Origin of the sequence: Limnohabitans sp. 15K (assembly GCF_002778285.1) — a bacterium.
Taxonomy (GTDB): domain Bacteria; phylum Pseudomonadota; class Gammaproteobacteria; order Burkholderiales; family Burkholderiaceae_C; genus Limnohabitans_A.
This window is the reverse complement of the sequence record NZ_NESM01000001.1, coordinates 1,080,812-1,100,523: the sequence shown is the minus strand read 5'-3', so window position 1 is coordinate 1,100,523 and position 19,712 is coordinate 1,080,812. Positions and strand designations below refer to the sequence as shown.

General features: G+C 60.3%; 17 protein-coding genes. All 17 read left to right on the top strand.

Going from position 1 to position 19,712, the window contains the following annotated elements:
- The first annotated feature begins 2 nt into the window (after positions 1-2).
- The 17 genes from murD (at position 3) to tldD (ending at position 19,668) form a co-directional block, all read left to right on the top strand.
- Entirely contained in the window at positions 3-1,727 is a 1,725-nt protein-coding gene (murD, locus tag B9Z40_RS05195; protein ID WP_100172188.1) for a UDP-N-acetylmuramoyl-L-alanine--D-glutamate ligase, read from the top strand.
- A 47-nt stretch (positions 1,728-1,774) separates the two neighbouring features.
- The gene (ftsW, locus tag B9Z40_RS05190) at positions 1,775-3,025 is read left to right on the top strand and encodes a putative lipid II flippase FtsW (protein WP_100172187.1); all 1,251 of its coding nucleotides are present in this window, start codon (positions 1,775-1,777) and stop codon (positions 3,023-3,025) included.
- Positions 3,022-4,086 carry an undecaprenyldiphospho-muramoylpentapeptide beta-N-acetylglucosaminyltransferase gene (murG, locus tag B9Z40_RS05185; RefSeq protein ID WP_100172186.1) on the top strand — a complete coding sequence of 355 codons (1,065 nt, stop codon included), beginning with the start codon at positions 3,022-3,024 and terminating at the stop codon, positions 4,084-4,086. Before ftsW ends, murG begins: the two co-directional genes overlap by 4 nt.
- Positions 4,083-5,492, top strand: a complete 1,410-nt coding sequence (murC, locus tag B9Z40_RS05180; RefSeq protein ID WP_100172185.1) for a UDP-N-acetylmuramate--L-alanine ligase — start codon at positions 4,083-4,085, stop codon at positions 5,490-5,492. The genes murG and murC overlap by 4 nt, the downstream gene beginning before the upstream one ends.
- Positions 5,489-6,454 (top strand): D-alanine--D-alanine ligase, encoded by a 966-nt coding sequence (locus B9Z40_RS05175; RefSeq protein WP_100172184.1) that lies wholly within the window; start codon positions 5,489-5,491, stop codon positions 6,452-6,454. Before murC ends, B9Z40_RS05175 begins: the two co-directional genes overlap by 4 nt.
- Positions 6,451-7,239 carry a cell division protein FtsQ/DivIB gene (locus tag B9Z40_RS05170; RefSeq protein WP_100172183.1) on the top strand — a complete coding sequence of 263 codons (789 nt, stop codon included), beginning with the start codon at positions 6,451-6,453 and terminating at the stop codon, positions 7,237-7,239. Before B9Z40_RS05175 ends, B9Z40_RS05170 begins: the two co-directional genes overlap by 4 nt.
- Before the next feature lie 40 nt (positions 7,240-7,279).
- Complete coding sequence (gene ftsA / locus B9Z40_RS05165; RefSeq protein WP_100172941.1) at positions 7,280-8,509, top strand: cell division protein FtsA; 1,230 nt, start codon at positions 7,280-7,282, stop codon at positions 8,507-8,509.
- Between the two features lie 136 nt (positions 8,510-8,645).
- Entirely contained in the window at positions 8,646-9,860 is a 1,215-nt protein-coding gene (ftsZ, locus tag B9Z40_RS05160) for a cell division protein FtsZ (RefSeq protein ID WP_100172182.1), read from the top strand.
- Between the two features lie 292 nt (positions 9,861-10,152).
- A complete protein-coding gene (gene lpxC, locus B9Z40_RS05155) occupies positions 10,153-11,076 on the top strand; it encodes a UDP-3-O-acyl-N-acetylglucosamine deacetylase (RefSeq protein WP_100172181.1) in 924 nt (307 codons plus the stop codon).
- Entirely contained in the window at positions 11,076-11,669 is a 594-nt protein-coding gene (locus B9Z40_RS05150) for a YqiA/YcfP family alpha/beta fold hydrolase (protein WP_100172180.1), read from the top strand. Before lpxC ends, B9Z40_RS05150 begins: the two co-directional genes overlap by 1 nt.
- A 44-nt stretch (positions 11,670-11,713) precedes the next feature.
- Entirely contained in the window at positions 11,714-13,777 is a 2,064-nt protein-coding gene (locus B9Z40_RS05145; RefSeq protein WP_100172179.1) for a ribonuclease catalytic domain-containing protein, read from the top strand.
- Positions 13,767-14,693 (top strand): energy transducer TonB, encoded by a 927-nt coding sequence (locus B9Z40_RS05140; protein WP_100172178.1) that lies wholly within the window; start codon positions 13,767-13,769, stop codon positions 14,691-14,693. Before B9Z40_RS05145 ends, B9Z40_RS05140 begins: the two co-directional genes overlap by 11 nt.
- Positions 14,694-14,715: 22 nt before the next feature.
- Positions 14,716-15,450, top strand: a complete 735-nt coding sequence (gene mtgA, locus B9Z40_RS05135; RefSeq protein WP_100172940.1) for a monofunctional biosynthetic peptidoglycan transglycosylase — start codon at positions 14,716-14,718, stop codon at positions 15,448-15,450.
- A 29-nt stretch (positions 15,451-15,479) separates the two neighbouring features.
- Complete coding sequence (ruvC, locus tag B9Z40_RS05130) at positions 15,480-16,028, top strand: crossover junction endodeoxyribonuclease RuvC (RefSeq protein WP_100172939.1); 549 nt, start codon at positions 15,480-15,482, stop codon at positions 16,026-16,028.
- Between the two features lie 48 nt (positions 16,029-16,076).
- A complete protein-coding gene (gene rodA, locus B9Z40_RS05125) occupies positions 16,077-17,231 on the top strand; it encodes a rod shape-determining protein RodA (RefSeq protein ID WP_100172177.1) in 1,155 nt (384 codons plus the stop codon).
- A complete protein-coding gene (locus B9Z40_RS05120; RefSeq protein WP_100172176.1) occupies positions 17,228-18,139 on the top strand; it encodes an NAD(P)-dependent oxidoreductase in 912 nt (303 codons plus the stop codon). Before rodA ends, B9Z40_RS05120 begins: the two co-directional genes overlap by 4 nt.
- A 68-nt stretch (positions 18,140-18,207) precedes the next feature.
- The gene (gene tldD / locus B9Z40_RS05115; RefSeq protein ID WP_100172938.1) at positions 18,208-19,668 is read left to right on the top strand and encodes a metalloprotease TldD; all 1,461 of its coding nucleotides are present in this window, start codon (positions 18,208-18,210) and stop codon (positions 19,666-19,668) included.
- The last annotated feature ends 44 nt before the right edge of the window (positions 19,669-19,712 follow it).

The following is a 19,712-nucleotide window of genomic DNA, read 5'->3' as shown; positions in this document are numbered from 1 at the left end:
CCATGCAGCTCCAAGGTCAACACGTTCTGATTCTCGGTTTGGGTGCTTCGGGCCTGGCGATGGCCCGTTGGTGCGCGCACGCTGGGGCCGACGTGACGGTGGCCGATACCCGTGATACGCCTCCCCAATTAAGAGTCTTGCAGTCCGAATGGCCTGAGGTGCGCTTTGTGTCGGGCCCATTTTCAGCCGATTTGGTCGAGGGCACTTCGGTGCGTGCCGTGTTCCGCAGCCCTGGCCTGAGCCCAGACACAGTGGCCCCTGTGGTCGATGCGGCCAAAGCCATGGGCTTGTGGCAAGGTGGCGAACTGAGCTTGTTTGCTGCAGGCCTGCAGGACCTGAAAACCCAATGGGGCTATGCCCCGCAGGTGCTGGCCATCACGGGCACCAATGGCAAAACCACGGTGACTTCGCTGACAGGACAATTGGTGGCGCGTGCCGGGAAAACTGTCAAGGTCGCAGGCAACATCGGCCCCACCTTGCTCGACACCTTGACCGAGGCCTTGGCGGAGGCTGAAGTACAGGTCAAGTTGCAGGAAGAAAATCAGGAAAAAAATCAGAAAGACAGCCAAGACGAACCAGCCGTGGCTGAGCTGGCAGCCGTGCAAGAGACAGAACAGACGCCCGTTTTGGTCACTGTTGTGCCAGAGCCTTTGGACGATGATGAGCCATCCACACCTGTGATGGCCTCTGTGGCGCAGGTGCTTGTGCACCCCATGGCACAAGCCTTGCCACAGGTCTGGGTTTTGGAGTTGTCCAGCTTTCAACTCGACAGCAGTGAGGGCTTTGAGCCTACAGCCGCCACGGTGCTCAACTTGTCGCAAGACCACCTCGATTGGCACGGCAACATGGCGGCGTATGGCCAAGCCAAAGCCCGCATTTTTGGTGAGCAAGCCTTGATGGTGCTGAACCGCGATGACACACAAGTCATGAACATGCGGCCAGCGCCCATCAAGGTGAAATTGCAAAAACCGATTGAACGTGCTTGTTTGACCTTTGGCGGCGACATGCCCCAACGCCCCGGCGATTTCGGCATCGAGGTGACCCACGGCATGACGTGGCTGGTACGCGCTTTGGAGGCCGATGAAACACGTCGCCGCCGCAAAGATGAAGCCGAAGAATTGCACTTTCAGCGGCTCATCCCTGCTGACGCTTTGCGCATTCGCGGCCGCCACAACGCGGTCAACGCCCTCGCCTCCTTGGCCTTGGCCAGCAGCGCCGGTTGCGCACTCGGCCCCATGTTGTATGGCCTGCGCGAATACCGCGGGGAGCCACATCGCGTCGAACCTGTGGCCATCGTGGGCGAAGTGGAATATTTCGACGACAGCAAAGGCACCAATGTGGGTGCCACCGTGGCTGCTTTGCAAGGCTTGGGTGCAGAGCGCCGTGTGGTGGTGATTTTGGGTGGCGATGGCAAGGGCCAAGACTTCGCACCCCTGGCCGACCCAGTGAAGCGCTTCACACGCGCCGTGGTGTTGATCGGCCGAGACGCGCCCAGCATCCGCTCGGTGTTGGAGGACGCAGGCGTGCCCCTGCACGACGCCCAAGACATGGCCGATGCCGTGGCGCAAGCAGCCCGCTTGGCGCAAAGTGGCGACGCGGTGTTGATGTCGCCTGCTTGCGCCAGCTTTGACATGTTTGACAACTATGGCCATCGGGCCGAGGTGTTTTGCCAGGCGGTGGCCGTGCTGGCCGAAGCTGCAGGTGTGGCCATGGAGGGTGCGCTGTGAACGACGCGCTCAACTTCTCGCAACGTCTTCAAGCGGGTTTAACCCGCATGGGACACATGCTGTCAGGCGAAGGGTGGCGCACCGCCCAATCCGGCCATGGCAGCTTGCCGGTCAATTTGGGTGCTTATGACGCCAACCGGCAAGGCATGGGTGCCGCAGCCCGTTTGCAAAGCATCGACCAAGCCTTGGTGTGGGTGGTGGTGGCCTTGATGATGTGGGGCATGGTCATGGTGTATTCCGCGTCGATTGCCATGCCGGACAACCCCCGTTTTTCGCGTTATGCCCAAACCCATTTCCTGACCCGGCATGTGATCTCGATGGCCGTGGGCGGCATCATGGCCTTGCTGGCCTTCCAAGTGCCCACAGAGACATGGGAAAAACTGGCCCGGCCTTTGTTTGTGGCGTCGCTTGTGATGTTGGCTTTGGTTCTGATCCCCTTCATTGGCAAAGGGGTCAATGGTGCGCGGCGCTGGATTTCCTTTGGCATCATGAACTTCCAACCGTCTGAGTTGGCCAAATTCGCCACCATCATTTATGCGGCCGATTACATGGTGCGCAAGATGGACGTCAAAGAGCGTTTCTTCCGTGCGGTATTGCCCATGGGTGCTGCCGTGGCGCTGGCCGGTGTGTTTTTGTTGGCTGAGCCCGACATGGGTGCGTTCATGGTGATCGCGATCATCGCCATGGGCATTTTGTTTTTGGGTGGCGTGAACGCCCGCATGTTCTTTTTGATCTTTGCCGTCTTGGTGGGGGCCTTCGTGGCGATGATTGCGGCTTCGCCATGGCGGCGTGACCGCATTTTTGCCTACCTCGATCCTTTCAGCGCCGAACATGCTTTGGGCAAGGGTTACCAGTTGTCGCACTCCTTGATCGCCATTGGCCGTGGCGAGGTCTGGGGTGTGGGTTTGGGTGGCAGTGTGGAGAAGTTGCACTGGTTGCCTGAGGCGCACACCGACTTTTTGTTGGCGGTGATCGGCGAAGAATTCGGTTTGGTCGGTGTGACTTTGGTAATCTGTCTGTTTTTGTGGCTCAGCCGCCGCATCATGGTGATCGGTCGCCAAGCCATCGCTTTGGACAAAGTTTTTTCTGGCTTGGTCGCCCAAGGCGTGGGCATTTGGATCGGTTTCCAAGCATTCATCAACATGGGCGTGAACCTGGGCGCTTTGCCGACCAAAGGCTTGACCCTGCCTTTGATGAGCTACGGTGGCTCGGCCATCATGATGAATTTGATCGCCATTGCGGTGGTGCTGCGCATCGATGCCGAAAACAAACAGATGATGCGCGGAGGTCGGTCATGAGCACCAAATGCGCACTGGTCATGGCGGGCGGCACAGGGGGGCACATCTTCCCAGGCTTGGCGGTGGCCGAAGCTTTGCGTGAGGCCGGTTGGCGCGTGCACTGGTTGGGTGCGCCAAACAGCATGGAAAGCCAGCTGGTACCACCGCGTGGGTTCACCTTCGAGGCCGTGTCCTTTGGGGGCGTGCGTGGCAAAGGCTTGAAAACACTGCTGGTCTTGCCTTTGAAACTGCTGCGCGCCTTTTGGCAGAGTTGGCAAGTGGTGCGGCGTGTTCAACCCGACGTGGTTTTGGGTTTGGGGGGGTACATCACCTTCCCCGGCGGCATGATGGCCACCCTTTACGGCAAACCCGTGGTCTTGCACGAACAAAACTCGGTGGCCGGAATGGCCAACAAAGTGCTGTCCCAAGTGGCAGACCGGGTGTTCACCGCCTTTCCGGGTGTCTTCAAGCAAGGCCATTGGGTGGGCAATCCCCTGCGCCGAGCCTTCACCGAGCAAGCGGCTCCGGCAGAACGGTTTGCAGGTCGCACGGGTCCTTTGCGCGTGCTGGTGGTGGGGGGCAGTTTGGGTGCCAAAGCCTTGAATGACACGGTGCCCCAAGCCCTGGCCTTGATGCCCTTGGCGTCACGCCCGGTGGTGGTTCACCAAAGTGGCGCCACACAGATTGACGCCCTGCGTGCGAACTATCAAGCAGCGGGTGTGCAGGCCGAAATGACCCCTTTCATCGACGACACGGCCACCGCTTTTGCGCAAGCCGATCTGGTGATTTGCCGGGCGGGTGCCAGCACCGTGACCGAATTGGCTGCGGTGGGTGTGGCCGCCCTTTACGTGCCGTTTCCTTTTGCGGTGGACGACCACCAAAGCACCAACGCACAGTTTTTGGTGACGCAGGGCGGGGGCTGGCTCATGCCGCAAGCAGATCTGTCAGCCCAAGCGCTGGCTGACTTTTTGGCGGGCCTGACACGCGAGCGCTTGCTCGCTGCTGCCGAAAAGGCAAACGCTCAGAAAAAAACAAATGCGACTCGGGAGGTCGTGATGGCTTGTGAGGAGTTGGCTGCATGAAACACGCCATCCGAAAAATTCACTTCATTGGTGTCGGCGGCTCGGGCATGAGCGGCATTGCCGAAGTCTTGCTCAACTTGGGTTACCAAATTTCGGGTTCCGACTTGTCTGACAGCGCCACGCTGCGGCGTTTGGCTGCTTTGGGCATCGTCACCCATGTGGGACATTCGGCCGATAACGTGAAAGCAGCCGATGCGGTGGTCACCTCGACTGCCGTGAAATCGGACAACCCAGAGGTGATCGCGGCCCGTGAGCGCCACATCCCCATCGTGCCCCGCGCCGTGATGCTGGCCGAGTTGATGCGCATGAAGCAAGGTGTGGCGATTGCGGGCACCCACGGTAAAACGACGACCACCAGCTTGGTGGCCAGTGTGCTGGCCGAGGCCGGGTTGGACCCGACGTTTGTGATTGGCGGTCGCTTGAACAGCGCGGGTGCCAACGCCAAGTTGGGCACGGGCGATTACATCGTGGTCGAGGCCGATGAGTCAGACGCGTCGTTCTTGAACCTGCTGCCGGTGATGGCGGTTGTGACCAACATCGACGCAGACCACATGGAAACCTATGGCCATGACTTGGGCAAACTCAAGGGCGCATTTGTCGAGTTTCTGCACCGCATGCCTTTCTACGGCACGGCCATCGTGTGCGCGGACGATCCGGGTGTGCAGTCCATTCTGAACGACATTGCCAGGCCCGTGACCACTTACGGTTTGAACGAAGGTGCACAAGTGCGGGCCGTCGATGTGCAAGCCGCACAAGGCCAAATGCGTTTCACCGTGCAACGCCGCAACGGCGTGACCCTGCCTGATTTGCCTTTGGTGCTGAATTTGCCTGGCCACCACAATGTGCTCAATGCTTTGGCCGCGGTGGCCGTGGCGGTGGAGTTGGGTGTGGAAGACGCCGCGGTGCAACGTGCCTTGGCCAACTTCAAAGGCGTGGGACGCCGCTTTCAGCGTTATGGTGAAGTGACTGTGCCAGGCGGTGCAGGCCAATTCACGGTGATTGACGATTACGGTCATCACCCAGTTGAAATGGCCGCCACTTTGGCCGCGGCCCGTGGGGCGTTTCCAGGCCGCCGTTTGGTCTTGGCCTTTCAGCCGCACCGCTACAGCCGCACCCGCGATTGCTTTGAAGATTTTGTAAAAGTGATTGGCCAAGGCTGCGACAGCGTCTTGTTGGCCGAGGTGTATGCCGCAGGCGAAGCCCCGATCGTGGCCGCCGATGGCCGTTCGCTGGCACGCGCACTTCGGGTAGCGGGCAAGGTGGAGCCGATTTTTGTCGATGCGATCAGCGACATGCCACAAGCGGTGCTCAGCAATGCACGCGACGGCGATGTGCTCATTTGCATGGGCGCCGGCTCCATCGGGGCTGTACCTGCCCAAGTGGTTGAACTGGGGGGTGCCGCATGAGTGCCTTGCATCTGGGCAAAGTGGCCGTCCTCATGGGCGGGCAATCGGCCGAGCGCGAAGTGTCTTTGATGTCGGGGCAGGGCGTTTTGCAGGCTTTGCGCACTGGGGACGTCGACGCACACGCGTTCGACCCAGCCGATCGTGATTTGGGTGATTTGAAGCGCGAGGGCTTTGATCGGTGTTTCATTGCCTTGCATGGCCGTTATGGCGAAGACGGCACCGTGCAAGGGGCTTTGGAGCTCATGGGCCTGCCTTACACCGGCTCGGGTGTGATGGCCTCCAGCATCGCCATGGACAAAACCATGACCAAGCGGGTATGGCTTGCAGAAGGCTTGCCCACACCCCGCTACGAGTTGGTGCGCCGTGAACATTTGGGTGGTGTGTCCTTGGACGCCTTGGTGGCGAAATTGGGATTGCCCATGATCGTGAAACCGGCCCGCGAAGGCTCGTCGATTGGCGTGACCAAGGTCCTTCAACTGCAAGACTTGCCTGCCGCCTTGGCCGCAGCGGCCCTCTGCGATGCAGACATTCTGTGCGAGCAATGCATCGTGGGCGACGAGGTGACTTGCCCTGTGTTGGGTGAGGGCGACGCAGCCCGAGCCCTGCCGGTCATTCGGATCGTGGCCCCCGAAGGCAACTACGACTACCAAAACAAGTACTTCACCAACGACACGCAATACCTGGTACCCAGTGGCTTGCCTGCTGGCGAAGAAGCCGCCATCGAGGCGCTGGTCGTGAAGGCCTACCAAGTTTTGGGTTGCCGGGGCTGGGGGCGCATTGACGTGATGATCGATGCGGCCACGCGTCAGCCCTATTTGCTGGAAATCAACACCTCGCCCGGCATGACCGGTCACTCCTTGGTGCCCATGTCGGCCAAAGCCGCAGGCATCAGCTACGAAGACTTGTGCTGCCAGTTGTTGGCTTCGGCCACGCTGGACCATGTGCAGGAGGCTCAAGGGTGAAATCCACCATGCCGTTGCCGCTGGACATTCGACTCATGAACATGGCTGCTGCCTCCTTGTTTGTGGTGTTCGTTTTGCTGCTGCTGGGCGGCACGGCTTGGTGGTTGTTGCGCCATCCTGTCTTCGCGATTCAGGCCATCACCGTGCAAGGTGAAGTCACACGCAACAACGCCATCACTTTGCGGGCCAATGTGGTGCCGCAATTGCAAGGCAATTTTTTCACCATCGATTTGAACCAGACCAAATTGGCTTTTGAAGCCGTGCCCTGGGTCAGAGGCGCGGTGGTGCACCGAGATTTCCCCAACCGTTTGCGCACGGTGTTGGTCGAACATGAACCCATGGCTTTGTGGGGCGACGAGAGTGCCAACAAGATGGTGAACCAGCAAAGCCGCGTGTTCGAGGCCAATGTGGAGGATGTCGACATTGACAAGCTCCCACGCTTGAAGGGCCCCGATGCCCAGTCTGCGGCGGTGGTGCAGATGTACCGTCATTTGCTGCCCATTTTTGGCGCGGTGGACATGGGCATCGACCAGTTGGAGTTGACGCCTCGGGGCAGTTGGCGCGTGTTGACCGACCGTGGCGCTTTGTTGGAGTTGGGCCGGGGAACCGAAGCAGAAATGACAGCGCAGTTGCAGGTATTTTTCAAGACGCTTTCGCAAGTGACGGCCCGTTATGGTCGGACACCTAACGCGTTGGCGGGTGCAGATTTGCGACACAAAGACGGTTATGCCTTGCGCTTGCGGGGTGTCACCACGCTGGACACAGATGGCAAGAAAAAGCTTTGAGTGATCAGAGCAAAAGAATGAAACGGAAACGGTGATTCAAATGGCAAAAGAGTACAAAGATCTGGTGGTGGGCTTGGACATTGGCACCTCCAAAGTCATGGCGGTGGTGGCCGAGGTGATGCCCGATGGCGAACTCAAAATCGCCGGTCTGGGCATCGCACCTGGCAACGGACTCAAACGGGGCGTGGTGGTCAACATCGACGCCACGGTGCAAAGCATCCAGCAGGCTTTGAAAGAAGCCGAGTTGATGGCCGATTGCAAAATCACCCGCGTCAATGTCGGCATCACCGGCAGCCACATCCGGGGCATCAACTCCAGCGGCATGGTCGCCATCAAGGACAAGGAAGTCACCCAGGCCGATCTGGCCCGTGTGATGGAAACGGCCCGCGCCATCAACATCTCGACCGATCAGCGTTTGCTGCTCGTGGCGCCGCAAGAGTTCGTGATCGACGGCCAAGAAGTCAAAGAACCCATCGGGATGAGCGGCATGCGCCTCGAAGCCAAGGTGCACATCGTGACCGGGGCACAAAGTGCGGCCGAAAACATCATCAAGTGCGTGCGCCGTTGCGGCTTGGAGGTTGACCAACTGTTGCTCAACCCTCAGTCGTCCAGCTTGGCGGTGCTGTCCGAAGACGAGCGCGAACTGGGTGTGGTGTGTGTGGACATTGGTGCGGGCACGACCGACGTGGCCATTTTTGCCAATGGCTCGATTCGCCACACTGCCGTCATCCCGATCGCAGGTGACCTGATCACCAGCGACATCGCCATGGCATTGCGCACCCCCACCAAGGATGCCGAAGACATCAAGGTGGAAAGCGGTTATGCCAAACAACTGTTGGCCGATCCAGACGCGCAAGTGGAAGTGCCCGGTTTGGGCGACCGTGGCCCACGCATGCTCAGCCGCCAAGCTTTGGCGGGTGTGATCGAGCCGCGCATCGAAGAGATCTTCTCGCTGGTGCACCAAGTCATCCGCGAGTCGGGTTACGAAGAAGTGCTGTCGTCCGGCATCGTGCTCACTGGCGGCAGTGCGGTCATGCCCGGCATGGTCGAGTTGGGCGAAGACATCTTCCTTAAGCCTGTTCGCCGTGGCTTGCCCAAATATTCGGGTGGTTTGGCCGATATGGTCAGCCAGCCCCGCGCTGCAACGGTGATGGGCCTTTTGGAAGAAGCCCGCATGGCCCGTCTGCGGGGATACAAAGTGACGCAAAAGAAGAGTTCGGTGAACAACGCTTTTGGGCGCTTCAAAGACTTCATCGTGGGGAACTTCTGATGAATTGGCAAAAAAGATATCTGGCCAGGGGCAGTCCACCGACTTCACGACCGTGTCGATGTTGACACCCCTTTTCCCCCAAAATGAATTTAGATAAAAAACCTCGGCAACTGCAAACAAATTTAGGAGTATCACCATGACCATCGAAATGATCCAGACAGAAGAATTCAACCAAGGCACGCAAATCAAAGTGATCGGTGTCGGCGGTGGCGGCGGCAACGCCGTGGAGCACATGATCGAGCGCCAAGTTCAAGGCGTTGAATTCGTCTGCGCCAACACCGACGCGCAGGCATTGGCCCGCAGCGCAGCGCACCGATTCATCCAGCTGGGTCAAACCGGTCTGGGCGCTGGCAGCAAGCCAGAAAAAGGCCGTGAAGCCGCCGAAAGCGCCGAAGCCGACATCCGCGCCGCCATCGAAGGCGCACACATGTTGTTCATCACCGCCGGCATGGGCGGCGGCACGGGCACGGGCGCAGCGCCTGTGATTGCGCGCATTGCCAAAGAAATGGGCATTCTGACGGTGGGTGTGGTGACCAAGCCGTTCGAGTTTGAAGGCGGCCGCCGCATGTCCAATGCTGACCTGGGTATGCAGGAACTCGAAGCCAACGTGGATTCGCTGATCGTGGTGTTGAACGAAAAGCTGTTGGAATTGCCCGGTGGCGAAGACATGACCCAAGACGAGGCTTTTGCCCACGCCAACGACGTGCTGAAAAACGCCGTGGGTGGCATTGCCGAGATCATCAATGTGCCCGGCCATGTGAACGTCGACTTTGAAGACGTGCGCACGGTGATGGGCGAGCCTGGCAAAGCCATGATGGGCACCGCCGCTGCCAGCGGCCCAGACCGCGCCCGCATCGCAGCCGAGCAAGCCGTGGCTTGCCCGCTGCTTGAAGGCGTTGACCTGTCGGGTGCCAAGGGCGTGCTGGTGTTGATCAGCGCTGCCAAGGGTTCGCTGAAATTGTCCGAGTCCAAGCAAGCGATGAACACCATCCGTGCTTACGCCTCTGAAAACGCCCATGTGATTTACGGTACGGCCTACGACGAAAGCCTCGGCGACGAGATCCGCGTGACGGTGGTCGCCACTGGTTTGTCCAAAGCCGGTGCACGCCGCACCGCGCCTCCGCTGCAGGTGCTGCGCACCGGCACCGACAACGTGCCTTTCACCATGGGTGGTCAGGATGCGGTTGCTACCGCCGGTAACGCTGCCGCTCCGATGAACAACAGCGGTTTGAATGTGCCCGCTTACTGGCGCAGCAACCGCACGCATGCGGCAGCGCGTGTGGACGGCATGGCCAACGCAGGCATGGACGACATCGAGATCCCTGCGTTCTTGCGCAAGCAAGCCGACTGATCTGCTGATCTGACGGTTATTTCTGGTGCTTTGGGGTCAGACGGGTGAAGGCCTGTCTGGCCCCTTTTTGTGTGTGGCCATGACCGGTTGGGTCACTGAAGAGGGCCGTTGACGTTTGGCCGTCTCGGCGTGTCCCCCGGTGCCGTCGGGCTCGTCGTCGCTTCGCGCCTCAATATCGCCCGCCAGCACCGGGCAACCCACCGAGACTGCGTACCTGTCGTGGCGGTCCTTGTTGACTGCACGCCTAATCCTTTCCCACACTCCCAAATCTCTCGCCAACTAAAATACACGCATGCTCGCTCAACGCACCCTCAAAACCTTGACCAAAGCCGTCGGCGTGGGTTTGCACAGCGGTCAGCGCGTCGAGCTGACCCTGCGCCCCGCAGCGCCGGATACCGGCATTGTGTTTCGCCGGATCGACCTGGCCGAGCCGGTGGACATTCCGGTCAACGCCGAGGCGGTGACCGACACCCGTTTGGCTTCTACCATCTCCGCGGGCCAAGCCAAAGTGCTGACGGTCGAGCACCTGATGTCGGCTTGTGCGGGTTTGGGGATTGACAACTTGTACGTGGACATCACGGCCGAAGAGGTGCCCATCCTGGATGGTTCAGCCTCATCTTTTGTGTTTTTGCTACAAAGCGCGGGCGTGGTGGAGCAGTCTGTGCCCAAGCGTTTTGTGCGCGTGCTCAAACCTGTTGAGGTGTCGGAAGGTGAGGGCGAGAACATCAAGTGGGCGCGTTTGACGCCTTACCACGGCTACAAGCTGAGCTTTGAGATCGATTTTCGGCACCCCGCGGTGGATTCGACCGGGCAGCAGGTGGTGTTTGACATGTCGGACGGCGTGTATGCCCGCGACATCGCCCGCGCCCGCACCTTTGGCTTCACCAAAGACGTGGAGATGCTGCGGGCCAATGGCTTGGCTTTAGGTGGCGGCTTGGACAACGCCATCGTGATGGACGATTACAAAGTCTTGAACACCGATGGTCTTCGATACGACGACGAGTTCGTCAAACACAAGATTCTCGACGCCATGGGCGATTTGTACATTCTGGGCAAACCGCTGTTGGCCGCTTACAGCGCGTTCCGCTCGGGCCACGCCATGAACAACCGCTTGCTGCGCGAGTTGTTGTCCCAGCCCGATGCCTACGAGGTGGTGACTTTCGAGAAGGCCGCGCAAGCGCCCCGCGGCTTTGCCGCCCTGCAACCGGCTTGGTGATGCCGCGCACCACACACCTGCTGTACCTGCACGGTTTTCGGTCTTCGCCCGGTTCGGTCAAGGCCCGCAAAATGGCCGACATCGTGCAACAACAGTACCCGGGCGTGACTTGGTGTTGCCCCCAATTGCCCGCATCTCCCCAGCAGGCCATGGCCTTGTTGCAATCTGGCGCAGCCCATTGGCCGCTTGATCGCATCGCCATCGTCGGCTCTTCTTTGGGGGGCTTTTACGCCGCGTGGCTCGCGCGTGATTGGGGCTGCCCTGCGGTCCTGCTCAACCCGGCGGTGCACCCGGCGCGGGATTTGGCCCAGCACATTGGCGAACACCCGGCCTGGCACGACCCTTCGCAAAAAGTCTTTTTTGATGCGTCGTTTGTGCAAGAGCTGCTCGAGTTGGAGGCGCAGCCTCCAACCCCAAGCCCAGAAGCCCGAACCCTGGCGGTGATCGCCCAAGGTGATGAGGTACTCGATTGGCGAGAAATGCTGGCCCGCCACGGTGGCGGTCAAGTGCGCTTGATCGAGGGCAGCGACCACGCCCTGAGTGATTTCGACCTGTACCTGCCCGAAATACTGGAATTTCTTCGCTTGGCCTGATGGGCTGAGCCTTTCAGCGCGGCGGGGCGTGGGAAAATCACCCGATGTACGCATTATTTGAAGAAGCCGGTAAATTCATGGCCGGTCGCATCTTGTCCGAAGCCGAGGCGTCCGCGCAGGTCGAGCTCGATTCGGGCAAGCGGGTCAAAGTCAAAGCCGCAGCCCTGCTGCTCAAATTTGACAAACCCACCCCAGCCGCTTTGTTGGCCGAGGCCACAGCACTCAGCCAAAGCATCGAGCTGGAGCTGGCTTACGAATTCGCACCCGAGGAAGAATTTGGCTTTGCCGATTTGGCGCAAGACTATTTCAACTCGGCCAGCACGTTGCAGCAAGTCGCTGCCTTGCTGCGCCTGCACGAAGCCCCACATTACTTCCGTCGCGCCGGCAAAGGGCGTTTTCGAAAAGCGCCGGCCGAGATCGTGCAGCAGGCTCTTTTGGCCATCGAGAAAAAGAAACAGGTTCAGGCCCAAATCGAGGCGTGGTCGGCCGAATTGGTGGCGGGCACTTGCCCCGTGCCGATTCGCGAGCAACTGTACAAAATCCTGTTCCGTCCTGACAAAAACACCCCCGAGTACAAGGCTGTGGTCGAGGCCAGCAAGGCCAGCCAAAGGGCGCCTTTGGACTTGCTGCAAAACGCCGGGGCCATCGCTTCGGCTTGGGATTTCCATTGGCAGCGTTTCTTGTTCGATCTGTTCCCCAAAGGCACGGGCTTTCCGGCTTTGCAGGCGCCGGCCATCTTGAACGACTTGCCACTGGCCCCGGTGCAAGCCTTTTCGATTGACGATTCACACACCACCGAAATCGACGATGCCTTGTCGCTGCAAGGCCTGGGCAGCGGCACCGTCACGGTGGGCATCCACATCGCCGCGCCCGGCTTGGCACTCACGCCAGGCAGCGCCATCGACCAACTGGGCCGTACCCGTTTGTCCACCGTTTACATGCCCGGCTACAAAATCACCATGCTGCCCGACAGCGTGGTGCAGGCCTACACCCTGATCGAGGGGCGCGACTGCCCGGCGGTGTCGCTTTACGTCACCTTCAGCGAAGACACTTTGGAAGTGCAAAGTGCCGTCACCCGTTTGGAGCGGGTGCCGATTTTGGTCAACTTGCGCCATGACCAGCTGGACGATCGCATCACACGCGAGTGGTTGGAAGGCGAAGACGGCAGCGACCATGCCGATGTGCCCGTGAGCCGCGCGACGCTAGGGTTCTTCTGGCGTTTGGCGCAAACCCTCAAGGCCCGCCGTGAAGTGGTGCGGGGCAAACCCGAAAACTTCAACCGTCCCGATTACAGCTTCAAGCTCGAACGTGAAAGCAACGAAGCCCCGCCCACGGGCGAAGAGACCGTGGTCATTGGCACCCGCAAACGGGGTGCGCCGCTCGACTTGATGGTGGCCGAGGCCATGATTTTGGCCAACAGCACTTGGGGCCAATGGATGGCCCAACTGGGTGTGCCCGGCATTTACCGCAGCCAAGCCAGCATGGCGCCCGGTGTGAAGGTGCGCATGGGCACCAAGGCGCTGCCGCACGCCGGCATTGGCGTGCCCAGCTACGCCTGGAGCACATCGCCCTTGCGCCGTTACACCGACTTGGTCAACCAGTGGCAAATCATCGCGTGTGCTCAGCATGGCGCGACCGCTGCCTTGGCCGCGCCCTTCAAGCCCAAAGACGCCGAGTTGTTTTCCATCATCAGTGGCTTTGATGCGGCTTATAGCGCCTACAACAGCGTGCAGTCGAGCATGGAACGTTACTGGACACTGCGCCATGTGCAGCAGCAAGGCATTGAAGAGATCGAAGCCAGTTTGGTCAAGGAGATGGGTGGCGGCAGCTGGTTGGTGCGGGCCGACACCTTGCCCTTGATGTTCAGTGTGATGGGCGCACAAGGCCTGATGCGCGGTGCGCGGGTGCGCGTCAAACTGGGTGAGGTGGACCTGATGGCACTCGATGTGCACGGTACGGTGACCGCGCACTTGGATGCCCCGAGCGATGCGGATGCTGTGGCCGCTGATGCGGAAAGCCAAGAGGCCGATGACGACGAGGTCATGGCCGCAGGGCCGCTCACCATCGCCCTTGATTTGTCCGACAGCACACAAAGCGATGGGTCTTGAGGGCGCTTTGTCACCTTTTGGGCTGAAGCAGGCGCTTCAACGCCACACGCTGGTCTGGACCTTGGTCTTTTCCTTAGGGGTGCATGTCGCTTTGATCGCTTGGCGTTTTGCCGACCCCGAGGGCTTTCAGCGGGTTTTTGAAGACACCGCTTTGGAGGTGGTGTTGGTCAATGCCCGCAGTGACACACCGCCTGAGCGTGCACAGGCCATCGCCCAAGTTGATTTGGCAGGGGGCGGTTCAGTGCCGGGCCAGCAACGCGCCAGCTCCCCTTTGCCCCCTTCGGCGGTCCAGGAGCCGGGCACCGACATCGGGGCCATGCAACGTCAAATCGAAGCGCTCAAACTGCAACAAATGCGCTTGCTCACCCAGCTCAAGCAGGAACTGTCCGCCCTGAGCACAGACCCTTCCGGCGAAACCGCCGATGCCCCCGAACGCCAAGCCCGGCAAGAGCGACAGCAGCAATTGGCCCGCCAGTTGGCCCAAATTGAGCCCCAACTCCAGAAAGCCCAAGCCGGTCCGCGCAAACGTTTCATCGGCCCCGCCACTAGGCAAGCGGTCTATGCGCTTTATTACGACAAGCTGAGGCGCACCATTGAGACCCGTGGCACGCTCAATTTTCCGCAGGTGGGTGGGCAAAAGCTGTATGGGCAGTTGACCATGGTGATCACCGTGGACGCGCGCGGGCGCTTGCTTCAAACCGAGGTGGCCAAACCCTCCGGGCAGCCTTTGCTGGACCAGCGGGCGGTGGCGATTGTGCGCAGTGCTGCGCCTTTTGATGGGTTCAGCGCTAACATGCGGCGGCAGGCCGACCAAATTGTGGTGGTCACCCGTTTTCAGTTTTCCAAAGAGGGTACGCTGGACATGCGCATGTTGACCCCAGGCGAGCGCAACCCTGAGGGGCGAAGCAGCCCTTGAAACCCAGAAACAAAGGATGTTGATGCGTGCTTTTGGCCGTTGGTGTGTGCTGGTCTTGTTGGCGGGATTGTGCTTGCAGTTGTTCTTTGCCTTGCGCATCGCCAGCATGGCCGTGTTGGCACCGCAATCCACCAGTTTTGAGCGCTCGCAGATCTGGCAAATTGTGTCCCGACAAGGCCAGTTGCCTTGGCGGCAAGAATGGGTTGATTTGCCCAGCATCTCGCCCAAATTGCAGCGGGCGGTGATCGCTTCAGAGGACGGCTTGTTTGCGCAGCACGGCGGCGTGTGGTGGGAGTCTTTGGAAAAAGCTTGGGAGAAAAACGCCAAAGCCAAAGCCCTGGCCGAGCAACGCGCCCAGCGCCGCCCGGATGGCAAAACCCCACCTGTGAAAATTGTGGGGGGCTCCACCATCACCCAGCAGTTGGCCAAGAACCTGTTTTTGTCGGGCGAACGCACCTTGCTGCGCAAGGGGCAAGAAATGCTGATCACCTTGGCCTTGGAGACTTGCCTGTCCAAACGGCGAATTTTGGAGATTTACCTCAACAGCGTCGAATGGGGGGAGGGTGTTTTTGGGGCTGAAGCGGCGGCGCAACACTATTTCAAAAAGAATGCGGCCCGTTTGAACGACTGGGAGGCGGCGCGTTTGGCCGTCATGCTGCCACGCCCCCGGTATTTTGAGCAGCGGGCCCAATCGGCCTACTTGGCCAGCCAGGCCGAAAAGATCGTGGCCCGCATGGGCGATGTGGTGTTGCCATGAGTTCATTGACCACGGCCACGCCCCAAACTGTGCGCATCCTGGGCATTGATCCGGGTCTGCAGACCACGGGCTTTGGTGTGCTGGACATGACCGGCTCGCGCCTGCAATACGTGGCCAGCGGCGTGATCGAGACCACCCGGGGCGACATGGGTAACTTGCCTGCCCGCTTGAAGGTGATTTACGACGGTATCCGCGAAATCAATGCCCGCTACCAACCCGATGTGGCCTCGGTCGAGATTGTTTTTGTCAACGTCAACCCGCAAGCGACGCTGCTCTTGGGGCAGGCCCGGGGCTGTTGTGTGACGGCGCTGGTGTCTTGCGACTTGCCTGTGGCCGAGTACACCGCCTTGCAGATGAAACAGTCGGTGACCGGCTCCGGTCGTGCCGCGAAGTCGCAAGTCCAAGAGATGGTCAAGCGTTTGCTGCAATTGCCCGTGGTGCCGCGTCAAGATGCGGCCGATGCTTTGGGCATGGCCATCACCCACGCACATGCCAGCCCGTCCATGAACAAACTGGCTGCACAAGGCGTCCTCAACCGCAAAACCCACGGCATGTTCCGCAGCGGACGAAGCCATTGATGCGCTGTCACCGCCGCGGGCTCTAACGCGCCCTGAGATAATCCCACCATGGGTCCCGTCATTCAAACACCGACGCTGCTGCAGCGCATGCGGCATCTGCTCAAGGGCTTCGACGGCCCTTTGGCCTTTGCCGTGTTCATGCTCGCTTGCGCGGGTTTGCTGATCATGTTTTCGTCCGGCTACGACCACGGTACCCGTTTTGTAGACCATGGCCGCAACATGTTGTTGGCTGCCTTCATCATGTTTGTGGTGGCCCAAGTGCCGCCTCAAAAGCTCGTGGCTTGGGCGGTTCCGATCTACACCGTTGGGGTCATTTTGCTGGTGGCGGTGGCGATTTTTGGCGTCACCAAAAAAGGGGCCAGACGCTGGATCAACTTGGGTGTGGTGATTCAGCCCAGCGAAATCTTGAAGATTGCACTGCCCTTGATGTTGGCCGCCTGGTTTCAAAAGCGCGAAGGGCAACTCAGGCCCTTTGACTTTGCCGTGGCGTTGCTGATTTTGGGCATCCCGGTGGGCTTGATCATGAAACAACCCGATTTGGGCACGGCCTTGCTGGTGTTGGCGGCTGGATTGGCGGTGATTTTCTTTGCCGGCCTCAAGTGGCGCTGGATTTTGCCGCCCATCTTTTTGGCCCTGGTGGGCATCGTGGTGCTGGTGCTCATGGAGCCCACCTTGTGCCAACCCGATGTGGATTGGCGCGTGTTGCACGAATACCAACGCCAAAGGGTGTGCACCTTGCTGGACCCCGCGCGTGACCCGCTGGGCAAGGGTTTTCACATCATCCAGGGCATGATCGCCATCGGCTCGGGCGGCTTTTGGGGCAAAGGGTTTATGCAAGGCACCCAAACCCACCTTGAATTCATTCCCGAGCGGACCACCGACTTTATTTTTGCCGCCTACGGCGAAGAGTTTGGATTTGTCGGCGGCTTGTTCCTGATCTTCTGGTTTTTCTTTTTGGTCTACCGGGCTTTGGTCATTGCAAGCAACGCGCCCACCCTCTTCAGCCGCTTGTTGGCGGGCAGCATGGCCATGATTTTCTTCACCTACGCCTTTGTGAACATGGGCATGGTCAGCGGCATTTTGCCGGTGGTGGGGGTGCCCTTGCCCTTCGTCAGCTACGGGGGGACCGCCATGGTCACCTTGGGCCTGGCCTTGGGCATCTTGATGTCGATCGCCCGTTCCAAGCAATGGGTACAAACATGAACAAGTCTGTGTCAGTGGCGGTGGTCGGGGCCGGCAACATGGGTGGCGGCATGTTGGCCCGTTTGCGCATTTTGGGCTGGTCGGTGGGAGTGCATGACAAGGACCCGCAGGCCCAAGCGCAGGCGGTTGCTTTGGGCGCTGTGCCCTTTGACTCGGCCATGCAAGCGGCGCAATCGCTTGCGCCCCATGGGGTGCTTTTGCTGGCCGTGGTCGATGCCGCCCAAACCGACGCCGTGCTGTGGGGAAATGGCGGCCAAGGTGTGGAGGGCGGTGCAGGTCCGCATTTGCAGCCAGGCCAAGCCGTGTTGCTGTGCCCGACCTTAGGACCCGACACCGTGCAGTTGCAAGCCGAGCGGCTGGCGCAGCGCGGTGTGGATTGCATTGACGCCCCCATGTCTGGCGGCCCTGTGAGGGCCCGCGACGGCAGCATGAGCTTGATGGTGGCCTGTTCGGAAGCCGCCTGGCAGCGGCACCAGCATTTGTTGAATGCCTTGAGTGGGCAGGTTTTTCGGGTGGGCACAAGGGCAGGCGATGGTGCCCGCACCAAGTTGGTCAACAACTTGTTGGCTGCGGTGAATTTGGCGGGGGCAGCAGAGGCCATGGCCTTGGCCGAGCGTTTGGGTTTGGACCCGGCGGCCACTTTGTCGGTGGTAGAGGCTTCCAGCGGACAAAGCTGGATCGGCTCAGACCGGATGCGCAGGGCTTTGGCGGGTGACTTTGAGCCTCGCGCGCACGTCAGCCTGTTGGCCAAAGACACGGGTTTGGCATTGCAGGCGGCCGAGGCCGTGGCTTTTGAGCCCGCTTTGGGCCGTTTGGCGCGAGATGTGTTTGCACAGGCCATGGCAGAGGGTTTGCAAGCCCAAGACGACGCGGCCCTCCTCAAATGGACGCGCCAAGCGCGCAGCTGAAACCGCTGGTGTGTTTTGGCCACTGTCCAAATCGGGCAAGGGTCTTGAAGCCTGCCTACAATGTGACCATGATTTCACGCGAACCCACCATCGAACGCTTGGCCACGGCCCGGTCCCTCTTGCTCGAACCCTTTGGTTTGGACGAAACCCACCTGAGCCGGGCGCTGTCCGCCATTCAGGCCCACCAAGTTGACGACGCTGACCTGTATTTTCAGTACACCCGCTCAGAGGGCTGGAGCCTGGAAGAAGGCATCGTGAAGACTGGCAGTTTCAGCATCGACCAAGGCGTGGGCGTGCGGGCCGTGTCGGGTGAGAAAACCGCCTTTGCCTACTCGGACGACATCTCTGAAGCCTCCTTGATGGACGCGGCCATGACAGTGCGCACCATCGCGCAGGCGACTCAAAACAAGCGCATCAAGGTGCCTGCCCGCAAAATTTCGGCCAGCCGCTCGCTTTATCCCTCACTCGACCCGATGTCCACTTTGGACAGCACGGCCAAAGTCAATTTGCTGGGCCGCGTCGAGACCATCGCCCGCGCCAAAGACCCGCGTGTGGTTCAGGTCATGGCCGGATTGGCCACCGAGTACGACGTGGTGATGGTCGCGCGTGCCGACGGCACCTTAGCGGCCGATGTGCGCCCCTTGATTCGTTTGTCGGTCACGGTGATCGCTGAGCAAAATGGCCGCCGTGAGGTGGGCAGTGCGGGCGGCGGTGGTCGCTTTGGCCTGGCCTATTTTGACGACGGCATGGTCGAGAGCTATGTGCAAGAAGCGGTGTCGGCCGCGCTCATCAACCTCGAAGCCCGTCCTGCGCCCGCAGGCGAGATGACGGTGGTGCTGGGCAATGGCTGGCCCGGCGTGCTCTTGCACGAGGCTGTGGGCCACGGCCTGGAAGGCGACTTCAACCGCAAGGGCTCGAGTGCCTTCAGTGGCCGCATCGGCCAGCGCGTAGCGGCCAAGGGCGTCACGGTGCTGGACGACGGCACCATGGCCGACCGCCGTGGCTCGCTGAATGTGGATGACGAAGGCCACGCCAGCCAAAAGAACGTGCTGATCGAAGACGGCATCTTGCGCGGCTACATTCAGGATTCGATGAACGCCCGCCTCATGGGCGTCAAACCCACGGGCAACGGCCGCCGCGAGAGCTATGCGCATGTGCCCATGCCGCGCATGACCAACACCTACATGCTGGGTGGCGACAAGAGCGCCGAAGAAATCGTGGCCAGCATCAAGAAGGGCCTGTACGCCACCAACTTTGCGGGCGGCCAGGTCGACATTACCAGTGGCAAATTCGTGTTCTCGGCCAGTCAGGCGTACTGGGTGGAAAACGGCAAGATCCAATACCCCGTCAAGGGCGCGACCCTGATTGGCAGCGGCCCCGAGTCGCTCAAGAAGATCAGCATGATCGGCAACGACATGAAGCTGGACTCTGGGGTGGGCACCTGCGGCAAGGAAGGCCAGAGCGTGCCGGTGGGCGTGGGTCAACCCACGCTGCGCATCGACGGCCTGACCGTTGGGGGCACGGCCTGAACCTTTTGGATTGGGGCTGCGGGTTTGTCCCCGGTGCGCCCTGT